General features: G+C 72.9%; 4 protein-coding genes. 3 read left to right on the forward strand and 1 reads right to left on the reverse strand.

All coding sequences use genetic code 11. The features are described 5' to 3' along the window. The 3 genes from xseA to IH13_RS0111095 form a co-directional block, all read left to right on the forward strand. A partial coding sequence (gene xseA / locus IH13_RS0111085) for an exodeoxyribonuclease VII large subunit (protein ID WP_031083372.1) occupies positions 1 to 828 on the forward strand: 828 nt, incomplete at its 5' end. A 43-nt stretch (positions 829 to 871) separates the two neighbouring features. Beyond that, positions 872 to 1156, forward strand: coding sequence for an exodeoxyribonuclease VII small subunit (locus tag IH13_RS0111090; protein WP_037841109.1), 285 nt, complete (start codon positions 872 to 874; stop codon positions 1154 to 1156). Between the two features lie 318 nt (positions 1157 to 1474). Further along, complete coding sequence (locus IH13_RS0111095; RefSeq protein WP_031083375.1) at positions 1475 to 2065, forward strand: malonic semialdehyde reductase; 591 nt, start codon at positions 1475 to 1477, stop codon at positions 2063 to 2065. Positions 2066 to 2177: 112 nt separating this feature from the next. Here IH13_RS0111095 and IH13_RS0111100 read toward each other — a convergent pair whose 3' ends face one another. After that, positions 2178 to 2738 carry a DUF4245 domain-containing protein gene (locus tag IH13_RS0111100; protein ID WP_037841110.1) on the reverse strand — a complete coding sequence of 187 codons (561 nt, stop codon included), beginning with the start codon at positions 2736 to 2738 and terminating at the stop codon, positions 2178 to 2180. Positions 2739 to 2781: the final 43 nt, after the last annotated feature.

The following is a 2781-nucleotide window of genomic DNA, read 5'->3' on the forward strand; positions in this document are numbered from 1 at the left end:
CTGTTCGCCCTGGACCGCAAGCGGCCGCTGCCGTTCCTGCCGCAGCTGATCGGCCTGGTCTGCGGGCGGGCGTCGGCCGCGGAGCGCGACGTCCTGGAGAACGCCCGGCGGCGCTGGCCCGCGGTGCGTTTCGAGGTGCGCAACACCGCCGTGCAGGGCGTGCACGCCGTGAACCAGGTGGTCCAGGCGGTCCGGGAGCTCGACGCACTGCCCGGGGTCGACGTCATCGTGGTCGCGCGGGGCGGCGGCAGCGTGGAGGACCTGCTGCCGTTCTCCGACGAGCAGCTGATCCGGGCGGTGGCCGCGTGCCGTACGCCGGTGGTCTCGGCCATCGGCCACGAACCCGACTCGCCGCTGCTGGACCTGGTGGCCGACCTGCGGGCGTCGACGCCGACCGACGCGGCGAAGAAGGTCGTCCCGGACGTGGGTGAGGAGCTGGACCGGGTGCAGCAGCTCCAGGACCGCGCGCTGCGGACCGTGCGGGGGCTGATCGACCGGGAGGAGCGGGGGCTGGCCCACGCGCTGGGCCGGTCCTCGATGGAGCGGCCCCACCGGATGGTGGACGAACGCGAGGCGGAGGTCGACGCGCTGGTCGGGCGGAGCCGCCGGGTGCTGGGGCATCTGCTGGACCGGGCCGACTCGGAGCTGGCGCACACCCGGGCGCGGGTGGTGGCGCTCTCCCCGGCGGCGACCCTGGAACGGGGCTACGCGGTGCTGCAGCGGCCGGACGGCCACGTGGTGCGCTCCCCGGGCGACGCCGGGGCGCCGGGCGAGGAGCTGCGGGCGCGGGTGTCGGAGGGCGAGTTCACGGTGCGGGTGGCCGAGTGACGGGCGGGCGGCTCTGTCGGACCTCACACATAGGGTGGATCGCATGACGGACGACGGGACGACGACGGCTGCCGCGACCGGCACGCTCGGGTACGAGCAGGCACGCGACGAGCTGATCGAGGTCGTACGCCGCCTGGAGGCGGGCGGTACGACGCTGGAGGAGTCGCTGGCCCTCTGGGAGCGCGGCGAGGAGCTGGCGAAGGTGTGCCGGCACTGGCTGGAGGGGGCCCGCGCCCGGCTGGACGCGGCCCTGGCCCGCCCGCGCGAGGAGCCCTCGGAAGGCGGCGGCGGGGGCGGTGCCGACGGAGGCGGGGCGGCGTCGGGCTGAGGTGCCCCCGGGGGGGAGGCCCGGGGAGGCCCGCGGAGGCGCCGAGGAGGCCCTGGACGCGGTTTCCGGGCCGGGTGCCGGTGCGGTGTGCCGTGCGGCGGGCCTGCGTTGGTTGGCCTGTGCGGTGAGTACGTGGCGCCCGTGCGGTGAGTACGTGGTGCGCCTGTGCGGTGAGTACGTGGTGAGCCTGTGCGGTGAGTACGTGGTGAGCCTGTGCCGTGGATCACTCCGGAGCGATTTAGTTGAACCTTAATCTATCTCTCCGTTACGGTGAACGGGTTGTTCCACCACGTTTTCACCCGGAAGGCAGTTCCACAGATGTCCCTCGCCCTTGACCCCGCCGCCCAGGACCTTCTCTTCCGTGAGGCCCGTACCGCCAACACCTTCTCGGACGAGCCGGTGACCGACGAGCAGGTCCAGGCGATCTACGACCTGGTCAAGTACGGCCCCACCGCCTTCAACCAGTCGCCGCTGCGCGTGGTCCTGGTCCGCTCGGCCGAGGGCCGCGAGCGCCTCGTGAAGCACATGGCCGAGGGCAACCAGGCCAAGACCTCCACCGCCCCGCTGGTCGCGCTGCTCGTCGCGGACAACGAGTTCCACGAGGAGCTGCCCGCGCTCCTGCCCCACTTCCCGCAGGCCAAGGACGCGTTCTTCTCCGAGCGCCCGGTCCGCGAGCAGTCCGCCGCGCTGAACGCCTCGCTCCAGGCCGCCTACTTCATCATCGGCGTCCGCGCCGCCGGCCTGGCCGCCGGCCCGATGACCGGCTACGACGCCTCGGGCATCGAGAAGGAGTTCCTGGACGGCGACCACAAGCTGCTCATGGTCGTCAACATCGGCAAGCCCGGCGAGGACGCCTGGTTCCCGCGGCTGCCGCGCCTCTCCTACGACGAGGTCGTCACCACCGTCTGATCCGGGACACAAACCGGCACAGCACGAAGCCCCCGCGAGCAGACGACTTCTCGCGGGGGCTTCGGCATGCCGTGGTGGTACGCGAGGGCCGGACACCGGACCGGCGGGAGCCTCAGGAGGCCGCGGGGGCCGTGGTCGGGCCGGCGGACGCCACGGGGGCCGTCTCCAGCGCGGCGGCCATCTCCACCAGCCGCTCGGTGGGGGCCGAGCCGGTGACCACCGTCGTCACGTCCTCGGCGTGCAGCACGAGCGCGTCGTACTTGGGGCCCTCCCAGACCTCCCACGCCTGCCCGGCGACGTCACGCGTCCGCCCGGTGTTCTTGGCGTCCCGGCTGACCTCGGGCACGTACTTCTTCGCCGGGGCCGTCGACTGCTCCACCGCGACGTACCGGTCGTCCGGGTCGAGGTAGCCGAGGTGCCAGCCGGCACCGTTGTGGCCCCGGTACGAGACGGAGGTGGCCTTCCAGCCCTCCGGGAGGCCCGCCGGGGCGGCCACCGGGTACGGGGCGGCACGCCTCGCGGTCGTGAGTTCGACCCGGTAGTCGACCGCCTTGACCGGATTCGCCTTGTCGTCGTGCGGGATGAAGATGTAGACGACGCCCGCCACTGCGGTGATCACGAGCATCGACAGGAACATGTCCCGGACCGTCTGCTTGCCTCGCTTGCTAGCCACGGGGTCAATGGTGGCATGGGCCTTCGCACGCCCGACCGGCGGG

The sequence above is a fragment of the Streptomyces sp. NRRL WC-3549 genome, from assembly GCF_000721935.1.
Classification (GTDB): Bacteria; Actinomycetota; Actinomycetes; order Streptomycetales; family Streptomycetaceae; genus Streptomyces.

What these genes read in the sequence shown, in the direction of transcription:
- IH13_RS0111090 (WP_037841109.1), top strand. Translation starts at nt 872, where the DNA reads ATGACGGACGACGGGACGACGACGGCTGCCGCGACCGGCACGCTCGGG.
- IH13_RS0111095 (WP_031083375.1), top strand. Translation starts at nt 1,475, where the DNA reads ATGTCCCTCGCCCTTGACCCCGCCGCCCAGGACCTTCTCTTCCGTGAG.